Genomic DNA, 19,546 nt, shown 5'->3' with positions numbered 1-19,546 from the left:
AGCCTACTTTTAAGTTGCCGTAAATCTATTGGGTAGTATCTATTATTTATGCTTTACGTTCTGTGGTCGTTACCGTGGTTTCTTCATCATCAACCACGCAGACATCGCACGGTAAATGGCGGCCAATCAGGGCGCGATAACCGAAAGCACCAAGTAATGCACCGACGATAGGCCCGAAAATAGGGACCAGGAAGTAAGGAATATCACGCCCGCCAGTGAAGGCAATTTCGCCCCAACCTGCCAGATAAGCAAATACCTTTGGACCAAAGTCACGTGCTGGATTCAATGCAAACCCAGTCAATGGACCCATAGATGCACCGATAACGGCAATCAAGATACCAATCAGTAGAGGAGCCAGTGGGCCGCGTGGAATACCATTACCATCATCGGTCAGTGCCAGAATCAGACACATCAGAATGGCAGTAATCACTGTTTCAACCAGGAAGGCCTGGAACACAGAAATATGAGGATTTGGATAAGTTGAGAAGATTCCGGCCAGATTCAGGCTCTCGGCACTACCGCGAACCACTTGGTGCGTTTGTTCGAAATCGACAAACAGGTTGTAATAGAGGCCGTACACTAACGCGGCAGCGCAAAATGCGCCGGCAACCTGCGCCACAATGTAAGGGAGAACTTTACGGCGATCGAAACAAGCGAATAACCACAATGCAATGGTTACGGCCGGATTAAGATGTGCACCTGAGATTGCTGCTGTCAAATAGATGGCCATGGCAACACCCAGGCCCCAAATGATACTGATTTCCCACTGCCCAAAACTGGCTCCAGCCAACTTCAATGCAGCAACGCAGCCTACACCAAAAAAGATCAGCAGACCGGTACCGAGAAACTCCGCAATACACTGGCCCTTCAACGTCGAACTAGCGGTTTGGCTCATAGTAGATGTCCTACAGACAGAGATTTATAGGGTATTTCTTATTTTTGCCCTTCGAACCGCGAAGGGAGTGATGTAAATTTATCGTTAACGAGCACAAACGAGAAATAGCGAAATCAAAATGTGTGTGGTGTGTCATAAAAATGAGCGATTTCGCGTTATTCAAGGCTGTTAAGGGACTTTGAAAGTGTGATCAGACCAGTGGTTTCGCTATCAGTTGTTAAAGGCATGTATAACTTTACAGGATGGGTCATAGCGGTTTTTCGGTTTTTGCTGATAGTTACTGACACGAAATTGCTACAGAGTGTGGTTTGTACCGGTATGGCGCTAGACAGGGGGGGGCTGGCTACATACAATCGGTTTATCAAGAGCATCGTTTTTATCAAGCTGCGTTGCCTCTGCAAAGGAACGCGTTAGAACATAGCGCTTGTTACACCTAGTTCGATGGATATATAGCGCGATAAGTATTCACAGCAGTTTCATCTGCCGAGGGTCAGCTCAGTAGATACGGTGACTTAGTTAATACGGCGACGTCGGCTAAGAATGATGACTGCGACCAAAAGATGTACGCCTTGCTACCATAAGGGGACCGAAGAATGTCATTTGAAGTATTTGAGAAATTGGAAGTTAAAGTTCAGCAGGCGATTGATACCATCACTTTGCTACAGATGGAAATTGAAGAGCTGAAAGAGAAGAATAACACCCTGTCCCAAGAAGTTCAGGATGCTGCTGGTGGCCGTGAAGCCTTAGTGCGCGAAAATGAGCAACTAAAACAAGAGCAGCATGTTTGGCAGGATCGTCTGCGGGCACTGTTGGGAAAGATGGAAGAAGTCTAAGTGCCGGCTGGCTTAATGCAACTGTAATCGGTTGTTGAAGGCAGCTTGTCACGTAGCTACTGCAAATACGAAGTAGCAAAAAGGGCGATATCAATATCGCCCTTTCTTATGAAAATCAGAGGGATATTATTCAATATCCAGTGGCTCTTCTGACAAGATGATCCCAGTGTTATCTGCGTACAAGTGGTCACCAGAGAAGAACGTTACACCGCCAAAGTTCACACGGATGTCGCTCTCACCAATGCCTTCATCTGCCGCACCTACCGGAATTGCAGCCATTGCCTGAATACCGATATCTAACTCCGCCAGATCGTCTACCTGACGCACGGCACCGTAAACCACAATGCCTTCCCACTCGTTTTTCAATGCCAATTCAGCTAACTCAGCATCGATTAATGCACGGCGCACCGAGCCACCGCCGTCAACGACCAGAACTCGGCCCAGACCATTTTCTTCAAGCAGGTCGAACAATAAGCCGTTATCTTCGAAACATTTTACAGTAGTAATCTTGCCACCAAATGAAGTGCGCCCCCCAAAATTGGAGAACAGTGGTTCTACCACATTTACCTCTTCATGATAGGTATCACAGAGTTCGGAAGTATCATATTTCATAGGATTAACGTCTGGTTGCGGCTGGGAGATTAAGTATATCCCTTTCTGGCTACTGTTGGCAAAATCATCAATTGTTAAATTTATCCGGGCTGGCCTTTATGGGGTGTGGCCCGGAGAAGGTTTGAAGAACAAACCGCTGGGATTAACTGAATACCAGACCGACAGCAAACAGAACGTTGGTCAGTAATGCGGCTTTAACCATATGCTCAAGCATTGGGCGCATACCAGCAGCAGTAGGCTCACGCAGTACAAACAGCGCATGTTTGACCAGTAACGGAACGGCTAGAATAAAGATCCAACCGGCCCAGCTATGCAAATTCTGAAGCGTGAATATTGCCAGGCACAAAATTGCTGCCGCGATTAATATGGCATGATAATAACGTGCGACCACCGGCCCCAAACGCACTGCCAACGTGTTTTTACCATTAGCTGCGTCGTTTTCAATATCGCGCAAATTATTAATATTCAAAACCGCAGTTGCCAGTAAACCGCAGGCCGTAGCGGGTAACATCACGATAGTGTCAAAGTGCCCAGCCTGGAGATAGTAAGTCCCCGCGACACTCAGCCAGCCGAAGAAGACCAGTACTGAAATATCACCCAGCCCCATATAACCATAGGGTTTGCTACCGACGGTATAGGTAATAGCTGCCACAATTGCCATTAACCCAAGCAATAAAAAGCCTAAAACATCGCTGGGTTTTTCACAGGCCACAGCAATGAGTGCGATACCGGAAATAATCGTCAGAATAACGGTAACAATCAGCGCCACTTTCATCTGCTGGCGGGTAATCATCCCTTTTTGCATCCCGCGCAATGGCCCGATACGCTCTTCAGTATCACTGCCCTTGATGGCATCACCGTAATCATTAGCCAGATTAGATAGAATTTGCAGCAGGCCAGCAGTTAATAAGGCGAGGAGTGCTACGGCAGGTTTAAAACTATCGAGCCAGACAGCAAGGGCTGAACCGGTAACGATTGAGGCAAAGGCCAGTGGCAGGGTTCGTGGTCGCAGGCTTTCCAGCCAAGCCTGGGTCTGGCTGGTGTTGGTTGATAGGCTCATGTTTCGCTTCATTTTATTATATTAGGAGTCTGGTCCGCCCATATCGGCGTGTTAAAAACATTATGTCTGTCAAAAAACAGCAGTGGGAGGCGATGCCTCCCACTCGATATTGTCCTGGCGGACTATTTTATCCAGCATAAAGATATAAAGCGAATTATAGGATAAAACGACTCAGATCTTCATCTGCTACCAGCTCATCAAGATGCTTACCAACATATACAGCATCAATAGTGATGGATTGACCATTACTTTCGCTAGCGTCATAGGAGATATCTTCCATCAAACGCTCCAGCACGGTATGCAAGCGGCGTGCACCGATATTCTCGGTGCGCTCGTTAACCTGCCATGCTGCTTCAGCAATTTTGCGGATACCTTCGCGAGTAAATTCAACGGTAACCCCTTCAGTAGCCATCAGCGCTTTGTACTGCTCGGTTAATGAGGCACTTGGCTCGGTCAGGATACGCTCGAAATCATCGGTGGTCAGCGCCTGCAATTCAACGCGGATTGGCAGGCGGCCTTGCAATTCCGGGATAAGATCTGACGGGCTGGACACCTGGAATGCGCCGGAGGCAATAAACAAGATATGGTCAGTTTTCACCATGCCGTGTTTAGTTGATACGGTGCAACCTTCGACCAATGGCAGCAAGTCACGCTGTACCCCTTCACGGGACACATCCGGGCCTGATGTTTGACCGCGTTTACAGATTTTATCGATTTCATCGATGAACACGATCCCGTGTTGTTCAACGGCATCAATTGCTTGCTGTTTCAGTTCTTCTGGATTGACCAGTTTCGCGCCTTCTTCCTCAATCAGCAGTTTGAATGCGTCTTTGATTTTGACTTTACGCGGTTTTTGTTTCTGACCGGCGATGTTCTGGAACATAGATTGTAACTGGTTAGTCATCTCTTCCATGCCAGGAGGTGCCATGATTTCAACCCCCATCGGCGAAGCAGCCAGATCGATTTCAATCTCTTTGTCGTCCAGTTGCCCTTCACGCAATTTTTTGCGGAAAGCCTGGCGGGTAGCGGATGGCTCTTGTGTTTCATCCGGCTGGCCCCAGTTATTTTTGGCCGGTGGAATCAACACGTCCAGAATACGTTCTTCGGCTAACTCTTCAGCCCGGTAACGCATTTTCTCAATTGATTGATGGCGAACCATTTTCACAGCCGCATCGGTCAGATCGCGGATAATAGAATCCACTTCTTTACCAACATAACCCACTTCGGTGAATTTGGTCGCTTCAACTTTGATAAATGGCGCATTGGCCAATTTTGCCAGACGGCGAGCAATTTCAGTTTTACCGACACCGGTTGGACCGATCATCAGAATGTTTTTAGGGGTAACTTCGTGACGCAACTCTTCATTGAGCTGCATACGGCGCCAGCGGTTACGCAGGGCAATTGCCACCGCACGTTTAGCTTTATCCTGGCCGATGATGTAGCTATCAAGTTCGCTGACGATTTCGCGTGGGGTCATTTCAGACATGTCACTCTATCCTTACGCTTTATACGTTAATTCTTCGATGGTTTGGAAGCGGTTGGTATAGATACAGATATCCCCCGCAATGCTCAGAGACTTCTCAACGATATCTTTGGCACTTAATTCAGTATTGTCTAACAGCGCGCGCGCGGCAGATTGGGCATAAGGCCCACCGGAACCGATAGCAATCAGGTCGTCTTCTGGTTGCACAACATCGCCGTTGCCGGTAATGATGAGTGATGCTGTTTCATCCGCTACAGCCAGTAGTGCTTCAAGCTTGCGTAACATACGATCAGTACGCCAGTCTTTGGCTAACTCGACAGCCGCTTTAGTCAGATGGCCTTGATGCATCTCCAGTTTGCGCTCAAACAGCTCAAACAGCGTAAAGGCATCAGCAGTACCACCAGCAAAGCCCGCAATCACTTTATTGTGATATAGCAGGCGTACTTTTTTGGCATTACCCTTCATTACGGTATTGCCCAGAGTGACCTGGCCATCACCACCAATAACGACATGACCATTACGGCGTATACTTACAATTGTTGTCACGAGCGGACCCTCGTTGCAGACTGAATGAGTCCCCGTACTGTTTGTCAAAAAACAGTACGGGGTATATTGAGATTATAAATGGGGGAGGATTGCTACTTTTCAACCCCCTACAGCGAGGGGAATGCATCCTGATTGACCCGCGCCTTTCAAACGTTGCAAGGTACTATCAGCGGCTGCTTTGGTACTGTAAGGGCCAAGGACCACACGATTCCAGCCACCACCGCTGGTAATGCGGCTTTCGATACCGCCAAATGCCAATTGGGCGCGGATAGATTCGGCCTGATCGATGGCTTTGAATGAACCACACTGCACCATCCAACGTTGCGCTTTTTCTTTCTCTTTCTCTTTTTCTTTCTCCGGTTTCGGCGGTGTAACGGCCGGTGTTACCGGAGCTGCCGGTTGCGCGCGCTGTGGGGTAGCCACAGGCGATTGTACCTGCGTCTGCTGCTGTACCGGCGCGGTAGTCTGGCGCGGCGGTGTTAGCGGCTGCTGTTGCAGGGTCGTGACCGGTGGTTTGATGGTCACAGCAGAGCGTGGCACCGGCATCCCCTGGTTATACGGAACCTCTGATAACTGCGTTGGCTGCTGGCGCATATCTGCCTGCATCTGCTCTAGCAATTGGCGCTGCTCATTAGTCAGTTGTGTCTGGGAATTAACTTCGCCACCAGCAGAAGGTTCTGTTGGCATCGGTACACCAATTTGGCGATTTTCCAGCTCTTTAATATAACGCCAGCGCTCTTCCGGTTTGGGCGGTAACCCATTACCGGTACGAGGGTCATGGCTGGGCAATAACGGAAGCTCACCCGGCTTATTGTGGGTGATGAAATAGAGGCCACCAACAAATACCACTAATAGCGCGACGGCCAGCGCCACCACGGTTTTAGATACTGCTGGCGCACTGCGTTTTTTCCGGCTGGTGCTTTTGCGCCGCGCTCCTGAGCGCCCTCGGCTTACATAATCTCTTTGTGCCACTATCGTTTCGCTGCGTCTTGATGATGGAATAAGTCCGTCATGTTACTGAACCCCTGAATATTTGCCTAGCGTTTAGGCGCAGCAGTACTTTCCCTGACAATTAACTCGGTGTCTAACAACCGGGAGCCACTTTGTACTGAATGCCCTTGTAGCTGCTCAAGTAATAGTAACATGGCTTGCTGACCAATTTGATAACGTGGTTGAGCCACGGTGGTCAAAGGGGGATCACAATACTGTGACAACTTCAGGTCGTCAAAGCCTACCAGCGAGACATCCTGCGGGATACGTAGTCCCATTCTCTTTGCCTGCCACATCGCGCCTATCGCCATCACATCATTGTGACAAAATATTGCTGTTGGGGGATGAGGCAATGCCATCAGCACCGCAAAGGTTTCTGCGCCAGCTTCATAGCTAAAGTCACCGCGCATAATATAGTCACTGTCGACAGCGATACCATTACGACGCAGTGCCTGAATATAGCCCTGGAGCCGATAATGGCTTAGCGGCAAACTCTCCGGCCCGGCAACACAGGCAATACGTTTGTGCCCCAATTCATGTAGATAATTAACCGCCTCATAAGCGGCAGTCAGATTATCGATATGTACCGTTGGCAGTTCCAGTTCAGGAGCGAACTCGTTTGCCATCACCATTGGCGGCAAATTGCGCTGCTCTTCTTTGCTGGCATCAAAAGGCAGATTGGAACCTAACAACAACATGCCATCAATTTGCTTGGTAATGATCAGGTTAACGAAGCTACGCTCTTGCTGGGTTTGTTGTGCGCAATCGCCAATTAAGATCAGATAACCTTGCTGGGCTGCCGCATACTCAATCCCTTGAATGATATCAGCAAAAAACGGGTCACTAATATCCGGTACAATAACCAGAATTGTGCGCGATTCATTACGTTTAATATTGCGGGACAAAGCATGAGGAGAATAACCCACCGCCAGAACAGCTTGCTCCACTTTTTGCCGGGTGACTGTTGACACTTTTTCCGGGTTCATCAGTGCGCGTGACACCGTCGCAGTTGAAACACCTGCCATTTCAGCAACGTCTTTCATGGTAGCCATCGTGAATTCTTTCTTATGTTCCAACGCCTTTCTCCTTGCTCTGGCTCCGAGCCAGCACTGATGCTTAATGCAGGCTTTCCGTCATTCTATACAGATAGTGGGGGTAATTTGTTACCTAATTTGCATAAAAAGTGTGACATAAGTAGGTTTTTTCGCACTGGCTCGCAGAAAGCGGGGTAATCGATTGCTTTGTGGCACAGATCAAACAATAAATCCCCCAAGTGAAAGAGAGACTACTCAACGTTATTGGCATTAATTAAGGCGGGGAATTAGCTGTCTATTGGGTCAACATCCAACGTCCACTTAACCTTACGTGCCTGCGGCAATGTATTGATTAGCGGCTGAGAGGTTTTAATCAGCCGTTGTAGCAATTGCCGTGAAGGGTGCTGTAACAGCAATTGCCAACGGAAGCGCCCACTGCGTTTGGCCTGCAATGCGGGCACTGGCCCCATAATCCACAATGCATCATCTTTGAGTGGGCTGGCTTCCAGCAAATTACGCAATTGCTGCAGGAATAGCGCGGATTGCTGGTTATCGTGATCTTCACTGCGCACGATGATATGGCTGGTATAAGGCGGTAAAAATACGCTTTTACGTTCCTCTAGGGCCTGTTTGGCAAAGGCATCGTAGCCCTGTTGCAGCAAAATTTGCAGCAGTGGATGCTCGGGGTGGTGTGTTTGTAAAATAACTTCACCTTGCTTACCCGCGCGCCCGGCACGACCTGAAACTTGTGTATAAAGCTGGGCAAACCGTTCCGCCGAACGGAAATCTGCCGAGAACAGTGCGCCATCGACATCCAGCAAGGCCACTAGCGTGACATCAGGGAAGTGATGCCCTTTAGCCAACATTTGGGTACCAATCAAGATGCGCGCACCCCCTTGATGGACATCAGCCAAATGCTGTTCCAGCGAGCCTTTGCGGCTGGTGGTATCGCGGTCAATTCGAGTGATGGGAGTATCCGGGAACAGAGGAGCCAGTTCGTTCTCTAACTGTTCAGTGCCAACACCGACAGAGACCAGATGGGTTGAACCACATTTTGGGCATTGCTGAGGCACCGGGCGCTGGCTGTCGCAATGGTGGCAGCGCAACTGACGGTGATTTTGATGCAAGGTGTAATAGTGGTCGCAGCGCTGGCATTCAGCAATCCAGCCACACTCATGGCACAGTAGCGCGGGAGCATAGCCACGGCGGTTCAGGAACAAAATTACCTGATTATCGGCCTGCAAATGGGTTTTCATCCGTTTTAGCAGTGGCTGAGAGAGGCCAACTTTAAGCGGCAAGCCTTTTAAATCGAGCAAATGCTGTACGGCGGGTTTGGCATTCCCCGCCCGTTTAGATAGCGTCAACTGGCGATATTTACCCATTTGCACATTGTGCAGGGTCTCAAGCGCCGGGGTCGCCGTGCCCATCACGATAGGAATGCCTTCTTCACGGGCACGAAATACGGCTAAATCCCGGGCATGATACCGCCAGCCTTCTTGTTGTTTATAAGAGCTGTCGTGCTCTTCATCGATAATAATGACCCCGAGGCGGGAAAACGGCGTAAACAGTGCCGAGCGGGTACCAATAACAATTGCGGCTTCGCCGTTACGCGCCCGTAGCCAGACGGACAAACGCTCGCTGTCATTTAAACCTGAATGGAGCACCTCAACGGGGGCGTTAAACCTTTCGCGAAAACGAGCGATAGTCTGTGGGGTCAGGCCGATCTCAGGGACTAAAACCAACGCCTGGCGGCCTTGTGCCAGAATATTTTCCAGCACGCTCAGATAAACTTCTGTTTTACCGGAGCCGGTCACCCCAGCCAGCAGCCAGACCGCAAACTGGGTATCTTCACTGCGAATCGCCCCAACGGCGGTTGCCTGCTCGGTATTCAGCCGCAGGCGCTCACCCAGAACGGCGAAGCCGTTGCGCCAATCGGTAGTCGCGATTTCCTGCGCCCGCAGGTCAATTAGCCCTTTACTGCGTAATGCCTGCAATGCGCTTTCGGTGAGTGCCATTTCATTAACTTGATGGCGATAGACCGGTTTTTGCAATAATGCGGCAAGCGCTTGTTGCTGCTTCGGTGCGCGTTTTAAGCTTTCCGGTGGTGTGGCTCGCCCTTGTTCGGTTGCGAACCACTGCCACAACGGCGCAGATTGGGCAGGCTTCCCCTGGCGCAACAGAATAGGTAGAGCATGGAACAGCACTTCACCTATCGGGTAATGATAATACTCGGTTGCCCAGCAGAGAATGCGCCACAAGCTGGGTGGGAATAGGCTGCGCTCATCCAGAACGGCGTCAATGGCTTTCAGTTGTTCAAGGGGGAATGTGCTGGTATCACTGATACCCACCACAATTCCGATGGCTTTGCGTTTACCAAATGGCACACTGACGCGAGCACCGACCACCGGGCAGGCCATGGCGCTGTCTAAACGGTAATCAAAGCTACGGGCCAACGGTACGGGTAATGCCACTTGAACAACGGACATGTTTTTTCATCCTAATAACTAAAATTGGTCTAAATAAGTACAATTGGCCTATACCCTAAATAATTCGAGTTGCAGGAAGGCGGCAAGCGAGAAAATCCCGCTGAGCTTACATGAGTAAGTGATTCGGGTTATTGAGCACAGCCAACGCACATGCAACTTGAAGTATGACGGGTATAAATAAAGATTGAACAGTTTACACTGCGTGCTTCACAATGTGCGGATTCGATTGCGCGGTTTAGTCAAATTCTGTATGATTCGCCGCCTTTGGTATAATTCGATATCAAATCCTGTTAACAACCGTTGCTTACTTTATCCGCAGCTGTTCGTTAACAATCAAATTGTTATTTATCAATCGTGTGGTGTCTGGCGGAACAGGGCTGGATAGCGACACGGCCTAAATATAGAGGTTTTCCATGAAACAAGGTATCCACCCTAAATACGAACAAGTTACTGCTTCTTGCTCTTGCGGTAACGTTATCAAGATCAACTCTACTGTTGGTCATGACCTGAATCTGGACGTGTGCGGCGAATGCCACCCGTTCTACACTGGCAAGCAGCGTGATGTTGCTACCGGTGGCCGTGTTGACCGCTTCAACAAGCGTTTCAGCATGCCGGGCGCTAAGAAGTAATTATTGCCCGTCAGATGAAAAAGGCACCTTCGGGTGCCTTTTTTGTTGTTAGCAAAAGATGATAGTCAGTGTCGCGAGATTGGCATGATCCAACTGACTATAGGGCACTTAATTGCTAGGTTGGTATCTGTACTTTAGATCTAGAGTAAAATCATTAGTGACTTTGTAGCCATCAGTACCTATTTGCAGCGATAAATTTGTACCATCAATGGTGAAATGATTGGGATCGAGATTAGAATCGGTACAACCAAAACAGCTCTCATAACCCGGTGAGGCTAACTGTCTTAATTGTTCCCAAATCTCTTTAACTCTTTGTGGGGTAGTATTTGGCGAAGGGTGATAGAGATCAAATAAGAGTTGTAGTGCTTCTTCTTGATGAATGGAAAAGAAAAAATCTTTGATTTTTTCCCACAGACTAAGATGAGGACGGACATCCTCACTCCACATATTGTTGATCTGTAAGTCGCTTATTTTAGCGGTAAGCAAACCATCTCCCACGGGAAAAGGCATTAATTTCACTCCACTTTACGATTAAAAATACAATTAAAGCGAATCAGTGGAGTGATGAGTATCATGTTAAAACTGTATTTATCAATATTCCCAGGTATCGGGATCAACACCCAACTCACGCATTAAAATTTTCGCGGCTTCCGGGATTTCATCGCTACGTTCTTTACGCAGGTCTTCGTCATTCGGTAGCGGCTGGCCGGTAAATGCATGCAAAAAGGCCTCACACAACAATTCACTGTTGGTGGCGTGGCGCAGGTTGTTCACCTGACGGCGGGTCCGTTCATCGGTGAGGATTTTTAACACCTTCAGCGGAATGGATACCGTAATTTTTTTGACCTGTTCGCTTTTCTTACCGTGTTCAGCGTAAGGGCTGACATACTCGCCGTTCCACTCAGCCATGGGACACCTTAAATTTGTCGGGAAAATACAAAATTCTGAAAACCGGCCAATTATGCCCGATCTTCGCTGTTCTCACTAAATAAATGTCGATTTTACTAGAGCAACATCACCCATTTAATCATTTTACTACTTATTGATAGCCGTTACCTTTCGATACGCTCCTTGCGGTTAAACAAAACACCACCGAAAACTCACTGACATCATTAAGATAGTTAAAGCCTCTACAATTTTAGCGGTTATTATTCCATTGCTCAATCTATACGCAAAGAAGTTTAGATGTCCAGATGTATTGACGTCCGTAATTTGTGCGTCTAATCTGGCGTAACATTTTCTCGATAACCGGCTGGTGGAAATCCATATGACGCGTAAACAGGCAACAATAGCAGTCCGTAGCGGGTTGAACGATGACGAGCAATACGGCTGCGTTGTTCCCCCGATTCACCTCTCCAGTACCTATAATTTTATCGATTTTAATCAGCCGCGCACACATGATTATTCACGTCGCGGGAATCCGACGCGCGATGTGGTACAGCGTGCACTGGCGGAACTGGAAGGTGGTGCGGGTGCAGTCATGACCAGCAGCGGGATGTCGGCGATTCATTTGGTTTGCACCACATTCCTAAAACCGGGTGATTTGCTGGTCGCCCCACACGACTGTTACGGCGGCAGTTATCGTTTATTCGATAGTCTGAGCAAGCGCGGTGCTTATCGGGTGCTGTTTGTCGATCAGGGTGATGAAACGGCATTGAGCCGGGCCTTGGCGGAAAAACCCAAGCTTATATTGATTGAAACACCCAGTAATCCGCTGCTACGAGTGGTAGATATTGCCGCTATCTGCAAGGCGGCACGTGCAGTAGGTGCTCTGACGGTTTGTGATAACACGTTCCTCAGCCCCGCCTTGCAGCAGCCACTCTCTTTAGGGGCGGATTTGGTGGTTCACTCCTGTACTAAATACCTAAATGGTCACTCTGATGTGGTCGCTGGTGCGGTAATTGCCAAAGATCCTGAGCTGGCGGTTGAGCTGGCATGGTGGGCGAATAATATCGGGGTAACGGGGGCAGCATTTGATAGCTACCTGTTATTACGCGGTTTGCGTACCTTGTCGCCACGTATGGCTCAGCAGCAACGTAATGCGGATGAGATTGTTCGTTATTTACAGCAGCAGCCTTTAGTGAAAAAGCTGTATCATCCTTCTCTGCCACAACATCCCGGCCACGAAATTGCTTGCCGTCAGCAGTCTGGTTTCGGTGCGATGCTCAGTTTTGAGCTTGATGGTGATGAACAGCTACTGCGTCGCTTCCTCTCAGCCCTTGAGTTATTTACTCTGGCAGAGTCTTTGGGCGGTGTGGAAAGTCTGATTTCCCATGCAGCGACCATGACCCATGCCGGTATGGCACCAGAAGCGCGCATTGCCGCAGGTATTACTGACAGCTTGTTGCGCATTTCCGTGGGTATTGAAGACAGCGAAGATTTGATTGCCGATTTGGAAAATGCTTTCCAGTTGGCGGGAACGAGGTAAGCATGAATGCAACAGCGGTAGCAGCGGCGGTGACCGGCCGTCAACTGCATAAGTTTGGTGGCAGTAGCCTTGCGGATGTGAAGTGTTACCTGCGGGTGGCCAATATTATGGCCAATTACAGTCATCCTGGTGATCTGATGGTGGTGTCTGCGGCAGGCAGTACCACCAACCAACTGATTAGCTGGTTGAAACTGAGCCAAAGTGATCGTCTTTCTGCTCATCAGGTGCAACAAAATTTACGTCGTTATCAACATGATCTGATCAGTGGCTTATTGTCTCCAGAAATGGCCGAACCGCTGATTAGTGAGTTTATCCATGATTTGGAGCGTTTGGCGGGCCTGCTGGATAACAAAGTCGACGATGCAATTTATGCCGAAGTGGTGGGGCACGGTGAGATTTGGTCCGCCCGTTTGATGGCGGCGGTTTTGAACAAGCAGGATATGAACGCCACCTGGCTGGATGCCCGTAGTTTCCTGCGCGCAGAGCGTGCGGCACAACCACAAATCGATGAAGGCCGTTCTTACCCGCTGTTACAACAATTAATGGCCCAGCATCCACATCAACGTTTGGTGGTGACAGGGTTTATCTCGCGCAGTAATTCCGGTGAAACCGTGCTGCTGGGGCGTAACGGCAGTGACTACTCGGCGACACAAGTCGGGGCGCTGGCGGGGGTCGAGCGGGTGACCATCTGGAGTGATGTTGCTGGGGTATACAGTGCTGACCCACGCAAAGTAAAAGATGCCTGTCTGTTACCGTTACTGCGATTGGATGAAGCCAGTGAATTGGCCCGTCTGGCAGCACCGGTGCTGCATACCCGCACGCTACAGCCGGTTTCAGGCAGTGATATCGATTTACAACTGCGTTGTAGTTATCAGCCAGAGCAGGGTTCAACCCGCATTGAGCGCGTACTGGCATCAGGTTCGGGGGCGAAAATCGTTACCAGCCATGATGATGTCTGCCTGATCGAATTGCAGATTGCCGGTCATCACGATTTCTCGCTGGCGCAGAAAGAGATTGATTTGCTACTCAAACGTGCGCAAATCAAACCGCTAGCCACCGGTATTCATCCCGATCGCAATCTGTTGCAACTCTGCTATACCTCCGAAGTAGTTAACAGTGCACTAAGAGTGCTGGAAGATGCCGCGCTGCCGGGTAAATTATCCCTACGCGAAGGGCTGGCACTGGTCGCACTGGTGGGCGCGGGGGTCTGCAAGAACCCACTGCACAGCCACCGGTTCTACCAACAGTTAAAAGATCAGCCAGTTGAGTTTATTTGGCAGGCAGAAGATGGGATCAGCATGGTGGCCGTTTTGCGCCTTGGTCCGACTGAACACCTGATTCAGGGCTTGCACCAGTCACTGTTCCGTGCAGAAAAACGCATTGGTCTGATGCTGTTCGGCAAAGGTAATATTGGTGCCCGCTGGCTGGAACTGTTCGCCCGCGAGCAGAAGAATATCTCGGCGCGCAGTGGTTTTGAGTTTGTGCTGGCAGGTGTGGTGGATAGCCGCCGCAGCCTGTTAAGTTACGATGGGCTGGATGCCAGTCGGACATTGGCATTTTATGATGACGAAGCCAAAGAGCAGGATGAAGAGTCGCTGTTCTTGTGGATGCGAGCACACCCGTTTGATGATTTGGTGGTGCTGGATGTGACCGCTAGTGAGTCGCTGGCCGGACAATATCTGGATTTCGCCAGCTACGGTTTCCACGTTATCAGCGCCAACAAACTGGCCGGTGCATCCAGTAGCAATAACTACCGCCAAATTCGCGATGCTTTTGCCAAAACCGGCCGCCACTGGCTGTACAACGCCACGGTGGGCGCTGGCTTACCGGTTAACCACACGGTGCGTGATCTACGTGATAGCGGCGACAGTATCTTGGCGATCAGTGGTATCTTCTCCGGCACGCTGTCGTGGTTATTCCTGCAATTTGACGGCACGGTACCCTTTACCGAATTGGTCGATCAAGCCTGGCAGCAAGGTCTGACTGAGCCAGACCCACGGGTGGATCTTTCCGGCCAGGATGTGATGCGTAAACTGGTGATTCTGGCCCGTGAAGCGGGTTATGACATTGAACCGAATCAGGTGCGGGTGGAGTCGCTGGTGCCTGCTGGTGCTGATGTGGGGTCGGTAGATCAGTTCTTTGAAAATGGCGAAGCATTGAATCAGCAAATGATTCAGCGCTTAGAAGCCGCGAATGAGATGGGGTTGGTGTTACGTTACGTGGCACGCTTTGATGCTAATGGTAAGGCTCGAGTGGGCGTTGAAGCCGTTCGTGCTGACCATCCGCTGGCTTCGTTGCTGCCGTGCGATAACGTCTTTGCCATTGAGAGCCGTTGGTATCGCGATAACCCTCTGGTCATTCGTGGCCCTGGTGCCGGGCGTGATGTTACTGCCGGAGCAATTCAGTCTGATTTAAACCGCCTGTCTCAATTGCTGTAATTTGCATTAATTCGCCTCTTCTGCTTAAGCGGAGGAGGCGAAATTACCTCTTTAATCCATTCCCTCTTTAATGCCGGTCCCCAAGAGCGCATATTGCTGACAGGCAGTAAGCGAACACCGCGAACCCCTGTGACTTCAAGGGTTAGAGGTCTACATGAATTTTCTGCGTATGGCGTGTGAAGATTAATCATCGTCCTAAACTTATTTAAAAGTTGACTCTTTAGCCAACTTCCGTCATTTTCTATTTAGCCGTCTAAACGTATAGATGCTCATAAATGAGCGGTAACAGATAACATAAGTCGTCATAACGACAATGGAGTAACAGGGTATGAGTTTTTTCCACGCAAACCAGCGGGAAGCGCTGAATCAAAGTCTGTCAGAGTTGCAGGGTCAGATTAATGTTTCTTTTGAGTTTTTCCCGCCGCGTACCAGCGAGATGGAAGAGACCCTGTGGAGTTCGATTGATCGTCTTAGCACCCTGAAACCTAAGTTTGTCTCGGTGACTTATGGCGCGAACTCTGGCGAGCGCGATCGTACCCACAGCATCATCAAAGGGATAAAAGAGCGCACTGGCCTGGAAGCCGCACCGCATCTGACCTGCATTGATGCTTCACCGACTCAGTTACGTGATATTGCTACCGATTACTGGAACAGCGGTATCCGCCATATCGTTGCTCTGCGGGGGGATTTGCCACCGGATAGTGGTAAACCAGAAATGTACGCATCTGATTTGGTGACCTTGCTGAAAGACGTAGGGGATTTTGATATCTCGGTGGCGGCTTATCCAGAAGTCCATCCTGAAGCCAAAAGCGCGCAAGCTGACCTGATCAACCTCAAGCGTAAGATTGATGCGGGTGCTAACCGGGCGATTACCCAGTTCTTCTTTGATGTTGAGAGCTATCTGCGTTTTCGCGACCGCTGTGTGGCTACCGGCATCGACGTTGAAATTGTGCCGGGCATTTTACCGGTATCCAATTTTAAACAGCTTCAGCGCTTTGCCACCATGACCAACGTGCGGGTACCACACTGGATGACCAGTATTTTCGAAGGGCTGGATAATGATCCTGAGACGCGCAAAATGGTGGGTGCCTCAGTGGCGATGGATATGGTGAAGATTTTAAGCCGTGAAGGGGTGAAGGATTTCCATTTCTATACCTTGAATCGGGCAGAGTTGAGTTATGCGATTTGCCATACCCTCGGGGTGAGACCGTAATTTTTGAAAGGGGCGGTGGCCCCTTTTCATCATAATCATCAAGCAAACAAAAGATAATCAGGGGAATCGCTTCCCCCAAAATCAATGGCTAACCTGTATTCCGCATTCCCGCAGCCACACCGGCGATAGTCACCATCAATGCCTGCTCAACACGGGCATCTGGGTGCTCATGCTGGCGCGAACGGTGCAACAGCTCAGCTTGCAGCACGTTCAGTGGGTCGGTATACACATTACGCAACGCGATCGATTCCGCAATCCACGGCAAATCAGCCATCAAGTGGTCATCGTTGGCGATAGCCAGCACCACTTTAATATCTGCGGCTAACTGGTCACGTAATTGCTGACCCAACGGCCACAGTGATTTATCCACTAAACGTTGGTCGTAATACTCCGCCAGCCACAAATCAGCTTTGGCGAACACCATTTCCAGCATCCCGATACGGGTAGAGAAGAATGGCCAGTCACGACACATCGTGGCTAATACTTCTTTCTTACCGGCATCAATCGCTTTTTGCAAACCGGCCCCTGCACCCAGCCAGGCAGGTAGCATCAGGCGGTTTTGTGTCCAGGCGAAAATCCACGGAATGGCACGTAAGCTCTCGACTCCGCCATCCGCACGGCGTTTTGCCGGGCGAGAACCCAATGGCAACTTACCTAATTCCAGCTCTGGGGTCGCGGCGCGGAAGTAAGGGACAAACTCAGGATTCTCACGCACGTAGCCGCGATACATATCGCAGGAAGCGTCCGATAGAATGTCCATCACCTCAACCCACTCTTTCTTCGGCTCTGGCGGCGGTAACAGATTGGCTTCCAGAATCGCTCCGGCATACAGCGCCAGACTGCTGATAGTGACTTCCGGCAGCCCAAATTTAAAGCGGATCATCTCGCCTTGTTCAGTGACGCGTAAGCCGCCTTTTAAGCTACCCGGAGGCTGAGAGAGCAGAGCTGCATGTGCAGGCGCACCGCCACGGCCGATAGAACCGCCACGACCGTGGAACAGCGTCAGAGAGATACCGGCCTTCTCACAGGTTTTGATCAACGCATCTTGCGCACGATATTGCGCCCAGGATGCTGCCATTACGCCGGCATCTTTTGCCGAGTCGGAATAGCCAATCATCACCATCTGCTTGCCTTGGATCAGGCCGCGATACCAGTCGATATTTAGCAACTGGGTCATCACTTCGTCGGCATTGTTCAGGTCATCAAGGGTTTCGAACAATGGCGCAACTGGCAGCGTGAATGGGCAACCCGCTTCTTTCAGCAGTAAATGTACTGCCAGCACGTCTGATGGCACTTTAGCCATGGAGATAACATAAGCGGCGATAGAGCCTTGTGGTGCTTCGGCAATCACCCGGCACGTTTCCAGCACTTCTTGTGTATTAGCACTCGGTTCCCATTTCAGCGGAACCAGTGGGCGCTTGGAGTTCAGTTCGCGGATCAGGAAGGCTTGTTTGTCTGCCTCAGACCAGCTTTCATAATCGCCGAGGCCCAGATAACGGGTCAGTTCAGCGATGGCATCGGTGTGGCGGGTACTTTCCTGGCGCACATCGATACGCACCAATGGCACACCAAAACAGCGCACGCGGCGCAGGGTGTCCAACAGTTGGCCGTTAGCAATGATCTCCATGCCACAGGTTTTCAGAGACTGATAACAGGCGTAAAGCGGGTCCCACAGTTGGTCATTACTCACCAGCAAATCAGTTGGTGGCAAGACACGTTCGCCTTTCAGACGGTCTTCCAGATAAGCCTGAGTATTGGTCAACTGGGTACGGACGCGTTTCATTAATTCGCGATAAGGTTCGACCACCTCTTCGCCACCGGCCAATTCACGCAGTTCCGGGGTACATTCCGACATGGACAGCTCTGATACCAACACTTGAATATCACGCAAGAACAGGTCGGTGGCTTTCCAACGGCTGAGTAACAGCACATGGCGGGTAATTTCAGCGGTAACGTTCGGGTTACCGTCACGGTCCCCCCCCATCCAAGAGGTGAAGCGTATTGGTACGGCCTCTACAGGCAAGCGGTAATCGAGCGAGTTTTGTAACTGCTCGTTAAACTCACGCAGGAATGCGGGCACACCTTCCCACAGGCTGTTTTCAACCACGGCAAAGCCCCATTTGGCTTCATCTACTGGGGAAGGGCGTATTTTACGAATTTCGTCAGTATGCCACGATTGTGCAACTAACTGGCGCAAACGACGCATGATCTTGTTGCGTTCGTAATCGGCTAAGTCATTGTGATCCAACTGGCTCAGGCAGGTATTCACTTCCACCAGTTTGTGGATCAGGGTGCGACGTGTAATTTCGGTTGGGTGAGCGGTTAACACCAACTCAATGGATAACTCATCAACCGCGCTGCGCATATCTTTCTCACTCAGCTTTTTATCTTTTAAGCGGGTGAAAAGCTGGGCCAGAGCTTCTGGGTTACTTGCGGCTTCACCGTGTGGTGAAATACTGTGATATTGCTCTGCCGTATTCGTCAGATTGAGGAATTGGCTAAAAGCACGGGCTACCGGCAGCAGCTCGTCGTTGGACAGATTTTGCAGCGTGGTCAGCAGTTCCTGACGGCTCGCTTCATTACCAGCACGCGAAGATTTGGATAATTTACGGATGGTTTCTACTTTTTCAAGGATGTGTTCACCAAGCGCTTCTTTGATGGTGTCCCCGAGTAGCGTACCGAGCATACTGACGTTACTTCGCATTGCGGAATATTGTTCGTTCATATGACCCCTGACCCATATCCCCTTCGCCCTTGACGCCGCAGGGTGGTTAGCGACGCTTACTCACCCGAATCACTGACCGGTGTCAGCTGATCGGGATTAATGAGCCTCAAAGAGGCTCACCCTGCGGGCTAGCATAAATGCTGTTCAAATCGGTCTTCAACCGATTTGTCTTTC

General features: G+C 50.0%; 16 protein-coding genes. 5 read left to right on the top strand and 11 right to left on the bottom strand.

Annotation, left to right across the window (positions count from 1 at the left end; all coding sequences use genetic code 11):
- Positions 1-46 precede the first annotated feature (46 nt).
- Positions 47-895: an MIP/aquaporin family protein gene (locus tag V1956_RS01535; protein ID WP_083161772.1), complete on the bottom strand. Its 849-nt coding sequence runs from the start codon at positions 893-895 to the stop codon at positions 47-49.
- 593 nt (positions 896-1,488) lie between these two features.
- Between V1956_RS01535 and zapB the strand changes: the two genes are divergently transcribed.
- The gene (zapB, locus tag V1956_RS01530) at positions 1,489-1,728 is read left to right on the top strand and encodes a septal ring assembly protein ZapB (protein WP_004704796.1); all 240 of its coding nucleotides are present in this window, start codon (positions 1,489-1,491) and stop codon (positions 1,726-1,728) included.
- Positions 1,729-1,854: 126 nt separating this feature from the next.
- On the opposite strand, the gene rraA is transcribed toward zapB, so the two are convergent.
- From rraA to priA, 7 genes are all read right to left on the bottom strand, one after another.
- Positions 1,855-2,340 (bottom strand): ribonuclease E activity regulator RraA, encoded by a 486-nt coding sequence (rraA, locus tag V1956_RS01525; protein ID WP_083161774.1) that lies wholly within the window; start codon positions 2,338-2,340, stop codon positions 1,855-1,857.
- Between the two features lie 142 nt (positions 2,341-2,482).
- Positions 2,483-3,400, bottom strand: a complete 918-nt coding sequence (locus tag V1956_RS01520; RefSeq protein ID WP_083161776.1) for a 1,4-dihydroxy-2-naphthoate polyprenyltransferase — start codon at positions 3,398-3,400, stop codon at positions 2,483-2,485.
- A 154-nt stretch (positions 3,401-3,554) separates the two neighbouring features.
- Entirely contained in the window at positions 3,555-4,886 is a 1,332-nt protein-coding gene (hslU, locus tag V1956_RS01515) for an HslU--HslV peptidase ATPase subunit (RefSeq protein ID WP_083161778.1), read from the bottom strand.
- 12 nt (positions 4,887-4,898) lie between these two features.
- Positions 4,899-5,429 carry an ATP-dependent protease subunit HslV gene (gene hslV / locus V1956_RS01510; protein WP_420071218.1) on the bottom strand — a complete coding sequence of 177 codons (531 nt, stop codon included), beginning with the start codon at positions 5,427-5,429 and terminating at the stop codon, positions 4,899-4,901.
- A 99-nt stretch (positions 5,430-5,528) separates the two neighbouring features.
- Positions 5,529-6,401: a cell division protein FtsN gene (ftsN, locus tag V1956_RS01505; protein WP_420071219.1), complete on the bottom strand. Its 873-nt coding sequence runs from the start codon at positions 6,399-6,401 to the stop codon at positions 5,529-5,531.
- A 65-nt stretch (positions 6,402-6,466) separates the two neighbouring features.
- Positions 6,467-7,495 (bottom strand): DNA-binding transcriptional regulator CytR, encoded by a 1,029-nt coding sequence (cytR, locus tag V1956_RS01500; RefSeq protein WP_083161782.1) that lies wholly within the window; start codon positions 7,493-7,495, stop codon positions 6,467-6,469.
- Positions 7,496-7,740: 245 nt separating this feature from the next.
- A complete protein-coding gene (priA, locus tag V1956_RS01495) occupies positions 7,741-9,939 on the bottom strand; it encodes a primosomal protein N' (protein ID WP_372560120.1) in 2,199 nt (732 codons plus the stop codon).
- A gap of 413 nt (positions 9,940-10,352) precedes the next feature.
- Here priA and rpmE point away from each other — a divergent pair, with 413 nt between their 5' ends.
- Complete coding sequence (gene rpmE, locus V1956_RS01490; RefSeq protein ID WP_083161786.1) at positions 10,353-10,568, top strand: 50S ribosomal protein L31; 216 nt, start codon at positions 10,353-10,355, stop codon at positions 10,566-10,568.
- A gap of 108 nt (positions 10,569-10,676) precedes the next feature.
- Here rpmE and V1956_RS01485 read toward each other — a convergent pair whose 3' ends face one another.
- The gene (locus V1956_RS01485; RefSeq protein ID WP_372560119.1) at positions 10,677-11,078 is read right to left on the bottom strand and encodes a hypothetical protein; all 402 of its coding nucleotides are present in this window, start codon (positions 11,076-11,078) and stop codon (positions 10,677-10,679) included.
- Positions 11,079-11,159: 81 nt separating this feature from the next.
- On the bottom strand, positions 11,160-11,477 hold the full coding sequence (gene metJ / locus V1956_RS01480) for a met regulon transcriptional regulator MetJ (RefSeq protein ID WP_004392248.1): 318 nt from the start codon (positions 11,475-11,477) through the stop codon (positions 11,160-11,162).
- 358 nt (positions 11,478-11,835) lie between these two features.
- Between metJ and metB the strand changes: the two genes are divergently transcribed.
- The 3 genes from metB to metF all read left to right on the top strand — a co-directional run bounded on the left by metB (position 11,836) and on the right by metF (position 16,647).
- Positions 11,836-12,996 (top strand): cystathionine gamma-synthase, encoded by a 1,161-nt coding sequence (gene metB, locus V1956_RS01475; protein WP_442824743.1) that lies wholly within the window; start codon positions 11,836-11,838, stop codon positions 12,994-12,996.
- 2 nt (positions 12,997-12,998) lie between these two features.
- The gene (locus tag V1956_RS01470; RefSeq protein WP_083161790.1) at positions 12,999-15,434 is read left to right on the top strand and encodes a bifunctional aspartate kinase/homoserine dehydrogenase II; all 2,436 of its coding nucleotides are present in this window, start codon (positions 12,999-13,001) and stop codon (positions 15,432-15,434) included.
- Positions 15,435-15,762: 328 nt separating this feature from the next.
- Complete coding sequence (gene metF, locus V1956_RS01465; RefSeq protein ID WP_083161792.1) at positions 15,763-16,647, top strand: methylenetetrahydrofolate reductase; 885 nt, start codon at positions 15,763-15,765, stop codon at positions 16,645-16,647.
- An 88-nt stretch (positions 16,648-16,735) separates the two neighbouring features.
- Here metF and ppc read toward each other — a convergent pair whose 3' ends face one another.
- Positions 16,736-19,372 (bottom strand): phosphoenolpyruvate carboxylase, encoded by a 2,637-nt coding sequence (ppc, locus tag V1956_RS01460; protein ID WP_372560117.1) that lies wholly within the window; start codon positions 19,370-19,372, stop codon positions 16,736-16,738.
- Positions 19,373-19,546 lie beyond the last annotated feature (174 nt).

Origin of the sequence: Yersinia sp. 2540 StPb PI, from assembly GCF_052217165.1 — a bacterium.
Lineage (GTDB): Bacteria > Pseudomonadota > Gammaproteobacteria > Enterobacterales > Enterobacteriaceae > Yersinia > Yersinia enterocolitica_E.
The sequence above is the reverse complement of the archived record's forward strand: the minus strand, read 5'-3'. Positions and strand labels throughout refer to the sequence as shown.